The following is a 6,788-nucleotide window of genomic DNA, read 5'->3' as shown; positions in this document are numbered from 1 at the left end:
GTAGAACTCACACTGCAGCGGGACGAGGACGCGATCGGCAGCCGCGAGCGCGTTGATGGTCAGGAGCCCCAGCGAGGGGGGGCAATCGATCAGCGTGTACTGCCAGCGCCAGGTCAGGCTTGCAAGGGCGTCGCGAAGGCGGTGCTCTCGCCGTTCCAGGCCGACCAGCTCGATCTCGGCTCCGACCAGGTCAATGTCGGACGGGAGCAGGTAGAGGGCCGGGAGCGCCGTGTTGAGGACCGCCTTGTCGGCAGGCTGGTTGGCGAGGAGCACATGATAGACCGTGGGGTAAAGGCCGGGCTTTCCAACACCGAGGCCAGTGGTGGCATTGCCCTGCGGATCGAGGTCGACGAGCAGGGTGGGACGCTCGGCGAGAGCCAGGCCTGTGGCCAGGTTGATGGCGGTCGTGGTCTTCCCCACGCCACCCTTCTGGTTCACTACCGCTATGGTTCTGGCGATCAGGTCACCTCGCTTCTCGCCATATCGGTCAAATGAGCCAATATCAGGCAGCCGGCGAACCGATCAAGATTTTTCCGCACTGCCAATGTTCCACGACAAACATTGCTCGTCAGGTGACTAGCTCGGTGCCTCTGGGCCGTTTGGTTGCGGCCCCTGGCAGTCCGGTGGCCCAGCGCGCTTGTCCCTCAGGCGCGGTACGTCTGGCGACCCCCAAGGTCGAGCTTGGTGGATCTTCGTCAGTGTCGGTGGACTTCGCGCCAGGGCTTTACGGCTTGGTGGCCCGCGTCAGGTCTTCGTCCCGCGTTAGTTGGTGGTCTCGCGCTAGGGGAGCCGAATGGGGCCGCCGCTCGCCGCTCTTCCTATGTTCCACGACGAACGCTCGCGCTCTCGTTTCACTACGCAAGCTGCAATCGCGGAGTGCCGACGCGCCCCATTCGCACAGGGGCCGGGGCTCGACGCGCCCCGTTCCACGACCAACACAGGGCCCGGGCCCCCATGTTCCACGACGAACACTACCCGGGGTGCTGCCGCCTGAGGACGGCGAATCGCCGAGTCGTTCCTTCTCGGACTCCGGCGACCTCGAGCCACTGCCCGATCCTGATGGGCGTTTCTCTGGGAGGGCCGGCCGCCACGACCAGGCCGCCTTCGCTCCTGGCGAACTGTGCCGCCACGGGCAGGATCTCGTCGAGCCTGCCCGCGCACCGCATCACCACCACATCGAAGCTGCCCGCCAGCTCGGACGCCACGTCCTCGGCCCTGGCGGCAACGACGCGCGCCCCGGTCAGCCCGAGCTCCCGAACGCACGTCGCCAGGAACGACGCTCGCCGCCGGCGCCCCTCGAGCAGCGTGACACGTGCGTCTGGCCGGACGACCGCGATCGGGATGCCGGGCAGTCCGGCCCCTGCGCCGAAGTCCAGGATGGATCCGGCCTCATGAGGCACCACGCGGAGGAACAGAAGGCTGTCCAGCAGCAGGTGCTCGGCGATCCACTCGGGGTCCGTCGACCCGATCAGGCGGTGGACCGAGCTCCACTCAATCAAAAGTTTCAGATACTTGGAGAGCTGCTGGCGCTCGCCGGTGCTTGGCGTGCGCCCGAGGATGGCCTCGAATCCGCGGTCGAACGTCCGCGGCAGCTCAGCCGGGTCGAGGCGACTCAGGCTTTCGCGCTCTCCTTGGCGGCGGCGCGGCCCGATCGTTCCATCAATTTCTGCTGCAGGATCTGGAGCACGTTCGACACGAACCAGTACAGGACCAGGCCCGACGGCAGGTTCAGGAACATGAAGGTGAAGATGAAGGGCATGATGAGCATCATGCGCGCCTGGCGTGGATCCCCCATGGTCGGCGTCATCTTCTGCTGAACGAACATCGACGCGCCCATGAGGATCGGCAGGACATACGTCGGGTCGTGGACGGCCAGGTCACAGATCCACAGGTCGACGCCGAACAGGCGCCCGAAGCAGAGAAACGGCGCGTTCTGGAGCTCGACCGACACGGACAGCGCCAGGTAGAGGGCGTAGAAGATCGGAATCTGGGCAATCATCGGCAGGCACCCGCCCATCGGATTGACGCGGTGCTTCCGGTAGAGGCCCATCGTCTCTTCCTGCAGCTTGCGCGGATCGTTGCGGTGCTTGCTGCGCAGAGCGTTGATCTGCGGCTGCAGCGCCTGCATGGCCTTCATCGACTTGAGGCTCTTCACGGTGAGCGGATAGAAGAGCACCTTCGAGACGACGGTGAGCAGGATGATCACCACGCCATAGTTGCCGACGAACCCGTAGAGCCAGTTCATCAGCCTGAGGATCGGCACCCCGATCCAGGCCATCGGCAGGCCGCCGTAGCGCTGGGGCAGTGGAAAGCCGCCGAAATTGATGGAGTCTTCCAGGCCGAGCGCGGCGAGGCGATCGTACTCCTTGGGCCCCACGTAGACGACGACGCGCCCCTCCCAGGCCTGTCCCGGGGCGATGGTCGGCGCCGCTCGCACGCCGATCATCACCCGGTAGGCGTTCGTGTCCTTCGTCTCAGCCTCGGGCCTGTCTCCCTCGATGACGAGCGTGAACCCCGGGCTCTGGGGAATGAACGCGGCCAGGTACCACGTGCTGCCCATCGCCACCCAGGCTCCTTCCGCTTCGTGGCGCCCGACGGCGGTGAGATCTTCGATCCGTTCTGTCCGGCCGCGTGACCCCCAGACCACCTCGGTCGGGAGCTGCCCCGGGAACTTCTCGGGCGGCGTCTTGTCGTCGCGGCGGAATTGCCAGGGCAGGGCGAGGACGATCGCCTGGGGAGAGGCGGTCGTGTTCTCGACCCGGATGTGCGTGTCGATGGCGTATCGACTGGCGTTGAACCGGAGGGTCTCGCGGATCTGCAGGCCACCGAGCTCGCCGCGCAGGGCCAGCTCAGCCTCTGGCTTCGTGGGGCCGAGCTCGAGGGCGGATGGCGCCAGCGTCATGGCCAGCGGCTCGGCGGTCGCGAGGTCGGCGCCGATCACCAGGCCGCGGGGCCCGAGCTCGCCCAGGATGACCATCGGCTTCTCGCCACGGTAGTGCAGGGTCCACTCCTGCGCCTTTCCGCCCTCGCTGCTCACCACCCCCCGGTACAGCGGTCCGGCGACGACCGCGGTGCGCTGAGGCGGCCGCGAGGCCGTGGCGCCGCGCTCGGGCACCACGGGCGGGGGCGGCGGCGTGACGGGCCGAGGGGGCGGCGGGGCAGGCGGCTCGGGCGCGCTCGTCACCGGCGCCGTGGGCTGAGGTGGCGTGAAATACGTCTCCATCACCCATAGGTACGCTAGGAGCAGCAGGATGCTGAGGCCGAAGGCCAGGGCCGCGCGCTTTTCCATCACCGCGCCGGAGGCGGGTCGTACCCACCGGGATGAAACGGATGACAGCGGAGCAGCCGGCCCAGCGCCAGCGCGGTCCCGCGGATCGCTCCGTGGCGAAGCACGGCCAGGCGGGCGTATTCCGAGCAGCTCGGGGCGAAGCGGCAGTGGCTGCCCAGCATGGGAGACAGCACGCGCTGGTAGGCCGTGATGGCCTGGACCGCGAGGCGGGCCCCCGCGCTCACCGGCCGCCTCGCGGCCCGGGGAGGGCGGCGAGCGCCCGCCGGAGTTGCTCGGTGAGATCGCCAAGCGGAGCGTCGAGGGCCCCGCGCTTGCCCACCACCATCAGGGCCGCGCGCGGCGGTGTCGCTCCCCGCGCCGCCCGGAAAGCCTCGCGCAGCCGCCGGCGGGCCCGGTTGCGTCGCACCGAGCCGCGGATCTGCCGCGTCACGGCGAATCCGGCGCGGCACGGCGTGTCCGTGTCGCGCCAGAGCACGATGAGTGATGGCGTTTCGATTCGCTTGCCTTGCTGGAAAAGCGCCTGGATCTCGGCGCTGCTGGTCAACCGCTCGCTGCGAGGGAATCGGCCCGTTAGACGGTCAGCCGTCTGCGCCCCTTGGCCCGGCGGCGCTTGAGCACTTTCCGTCCGCCCTTGGTCTTCATGCGCGCCCGAAAGCCGTGGGTCTTCTTCCGGCGGCGCTGATTGGGCTGAAACGTCCGCTTCATGGACGCGTTTCCCCTTTCCGGCCCTAAGCCGAGGTAGTCTAGTCATCGCGATTCGGCAAGTCAACTTGTGGAGCCACTTGCGACCTGTTTTTTGCCTGTGCTAAGGTGCGCGCCATCCCAAACTCAGTGGCGGGTTTAGCGTCTGGTTGTTGGTCCGAGCCCATGTGAGCACACCTCAGGCCCACGCGCAGTTATCCACACGTGTGGATAAGCGTGTGCGTAAGTGGAGTTCCAGCCTGTGTTAGAGAGTCTTTGGACGCGGATGCTCGAGTCAGCAGGACGCCGCCTCCCCCCCACCGTGCTGGACTCATGGATTCGCCCGTGCCGGCTGCTGGCGGTCGAGGGGGACCATCTGAGGATCGGCGCCCCGAACCGGTTCTCGCGCGACTGGCTCGCCCAGCACCACCTGGACACGCTACAGACCGTCGCCCAGGAGTGCGTCGGCGGGCATCCCCGGATCTCCATCGTCGTGGATGATTCGCCGCCGCCCGAGCCGGCTGTTCCGCCGGCGGCGGCCGCGCCTCCCTCGAGTCGCAGCGAAGGGCTGAATCCGCGCTACACCTTCGATACCTTCGTTGTCGGCTCCTCCAACCAGTTCGCGGGAGCGGCCTGCCAGGCCGTGGCCGAGTTGCCCTCCCGCGCCTATAACCCGCTCTTCATCTATGGCGGCGTGGGTCTGGGCAAGACCCACCTGCTCCACGCCGTGGGCCACCAGGTCCTTCGCCTGTTCCCGGGCATGAGCGTGGTCTACCTGTCCTCCGAGCGCTTCACCAACGAGCTGATCAACGCCATCCGCTACGATCGGACGGCCGAGTTTCGGGCCCGCTACCGCAACATCGATCTGCTCCTCATCGACGACATCCAGTTCATTTCCGGCAAGGAGCGGACCCAGGAGGAGTTCTTCCATACCTTCAACGACCTCTACGAATCACGCAAGCAGATCATCGTGTCCAGCGATTGCTCGCCCAAGGATATCCCCGAGATCGAGGAGCGCCTGCGCTCGCGCTTCGAGTGGGGCCTCATCGCGGACATCCAGCCGCCGGATTTCGAGACCCGCGTGGCCATCCTCAAGAAGAAGGCCGCGGTGGAGCGGGTGCGCCTGAGCGACGACGTCGCCTACCTCATCGCCGGGCGCATCAAGTCCAACATCCGCGAGCTCGAGGGCTCGCTGACCCGCATGATCGCCTTCTGCGCGCTGACCGGCCGTGAGATGAGCGTGGAGCTGGCCCAGGAGGTCCTGGCCGACCTCTGGGGCGAGGAAGAGCGGATCATCACCATCGAGCAGGTCCAGCGGAAAGTGTCCGACTACTTCGGCGTGAAGATCTCGGACCTCAAAGCCAAGACCCGCACCAGAGCCGTGGCTTTTCCGCGACAGGTGGCGATGTATCTGTCGCGGCATCTCACGCACGCCTCCCTGGCCGAGATCGGGCGCTCCTTCGGCGGCAAGGACCATACGACCGTCCTGCACGCGGTGGACAAGATCCAGGCTCTCATCCAGGAGGATCCCAAACTGCGCAAGACGATCGACGGGCTTATCCAGGGGATCCAGCTGTGATCCACCGGCCGTCCCCGATCGGCCACTGCTTTATCCCCAGCGTGCCTGTGCCGCAACCGCTCACCGGAGCGGTCGTTCCAGGCAGACCGTGCTGTCCACACCGTTCTACGACGCCTTCGACTACGGTTTTGTCCTTATCTTCCTGACCATGGAGAAACTGCATGGAAGTCGTGCTGGATCGTGATGCGTTCCTCAAGGGCCTGCAGATGGTGCAGAACATCGTCGAGCCGAGACAGACGCTGCCCATCCTGGCCAACGTCCTGCTCGAGGCCGACGGCGAGACAGTGCGCCTCACGGCGACCGACCTGGAGGTCGCCGGACGGGTGGCCGTCCCCGCGCGGGTAGCCAGTCCGGGCGCCATCACGGTCTCGGCGCGCAAGCTGGCGGAGATCGTCAAGGAGTTGCCGGCCGCGAGTCTGGCCCTCAAGGTGGCGGACACGCCGGCGGTGACGATCCGGTGCGCGGGCGTCAATTTCCGTCTGGTGGGCATGCCACCGGCGGACTTTCCCGCCGTGGTGCCGGCAGCGCCGCCGGCCTGGCTCAGGATGGAGGCCAAGACGCTCCGCGACATGCTGGCCCAGACCAGCTTCGCCATCTCGCACGACGAGAGTCGTTTCGCCCTCAATGGCGTGCTGTTCCTGCTCCAGCCCAAGGAGGCGCGATTCGTGGCGACCGACGGCCATCGCCTGGCCGTGGCCACCCGGAGTGTCGGGCAGGGGCTCAGCGGCGTGAGCGGCATCGTCCCGCGGAAGGCGGTCACCGAGATCATGCGGGTCCTGGGGAGCAGCGAGGACGTCCAGCTCGCCATCACCGAGAACCAGTTCGTGATGCAGATGCCGAACTTCGTGATGACCGCTCGCCTCATCGAGGGCCAGTTCCCGAACTGGGAGGCTGTTGTTCCGCGCAGCCACCCCGGGCGCCTGACCCTCAAGCGCACCGTCCTGACCAGTGCGCTGCGGCGCGTGTCCGTGATGGCCGAGGAACGCAACAAGCCGGTGCGGTTCGTGTTCGCCCCGCGCTCGCTCACGCTATCGGCGGCGAGTCACGATCTCGGCGAGGCTGAGGAGACGTTGGAGGTCGAGTACAGCGGTGCCGAGCTCACGATCGGCTTCAATTCTCGCTATGTGCAGGACGCGCTGGCGCCGCTGGAGCACGACGACGTGGTGCTCGAGTTCAAGGACCCATTGAGCCCCGGCGTGCTGAAAAGCGCCGCCGGTGACGACTACTGCTGTGTTATAA

General features: G+C 67.0%; 7 protein-coding genes and 1 pseudogene. 2 read left to right on the top strand and 6 right to left on the bottom strand.

Annotated elements, in window-relative coordinates; genetic code table 11:
* The 6 genes and pseudogenes from VFR64_03035 to rpmH all read right to left on the bottom strand — a co-directional run.
* Positions 1–447, bottom strand: a 447-nt coding sequence (locus VFR64_03035) for an AAA family ATPase (GenBank protein HET9488719.1), incomplete at its 3' end; no start/stop codon positions are given.
* A gap of 524 nt (positions 448–971) precedes the next feature.
* Positions 972–1,559, bottom strand: a complete 588-nt coding sequence (gene rsmG, locus VFR64_03030) for a 16S rRNA (guanine(527)-N(7))-methyltransferase RsmG (protein HET9488718.1) — start codon at positions 1,557–1,559, stop codon at positions 972–974.
* 53 nt (positions 1,560–1,612) lie between these two features.
* On the bottom strand, positions 1,613–3,289 hold the full coding sequence (gene yidC, locus VFR64_03025; protein HET9488717.1) for a membrane protein insertase YidC: 1,677 nt from the start codon (positions 3,287–3,289) through the stop codon (positions 1,613–1,615).
* Complete coding sequence (gene yidD, locus VFR64_03020; GenBank protein HET9488716.1) at positions 3,289–3,513, bottom strand: membrane protein insertion efficiency factor YidD; 225 nt, start codon at positions 3,511–3,513, stop codon at positions 3,289–3,291. Before yidD ends, yidC begins: the two co-directional genes overlap by 1 nt.
* Positions 3,510–3,839 (bottom strand): annotated as a pseudogene (gene rnpA / locus VFR64_03015) (ribonuclease P protein component). The gene yidD and the pseudogene rnpA overlap by 4 nt, the downstream one beginning before the upstream one ends.
* Positions 3,840–3,859: 20 nt before the next feature.
* A complete protein-coding gene (gene rpmH / locus VFR64_03010) occupies positions 3,860–3,994 on the bottom strand; it encodes a 50S ribosomal protein L34 (GenBank protein HET9488715.1) in 135 nt (44 codons plus the stop codon).
* A 223-nt stretch (positions 3,995–4,217) separates the two neighbouring features.
* Between rpmH and dnaA the strand changes: the two genes are divergently transcribed.
* Complete coding sequence (gene dnaA / locus VFR64_03005) at positions 4,218–5,549, top strand: chromosomal replication initiator protein DnaA (protein ID HET9488714.1); 1,332 nt, start codon at positions 4,218–4,220, stop codon at positions 5,547–5,549.
* A gap of 161 nt (positions 5,550–5,710) precedes the next feature.
* Positions 5,711–6,788: DNA polymerase III subunit beta (gene dnaN / locus VFR64_03000; protein HET9488713.1), on the top strand; the 1,078-nt coding region annotated here is incomplete at its 3' end.

It is taken from the genome of Candidatus Methylomirabilota bacterium (assembly GCA_035709005.1).
Classification (GTDB): Bacteria; Methylomirabilota; Methylomirabilia; order Rokubacteriales; family CSP1-6; genus 40CM-4-69-5.
The sequence above is the reverse complement of the archived record's forward strand: the minus strand, read 5'-3'. Positions and strand labels throughout refer to the sequence as shown.

Bases quoted from the DNA above. Each gene is read 5' to 3' on its own strand.
- rpmH (HET9488715.1), bottom strand. From the start codon at position 3,994: ATGAAGCGGACGTTTCAGCCCAATCAGCGCCGCCGGAAGAAGACCCAC.
- yidC (HET9488717.1), bottom strand. From the start codon at position 3,289: ATGGAAAAGCGCGCGGCCCTGGCCTTCGGCCTCAGCATCCTGCTGCTC.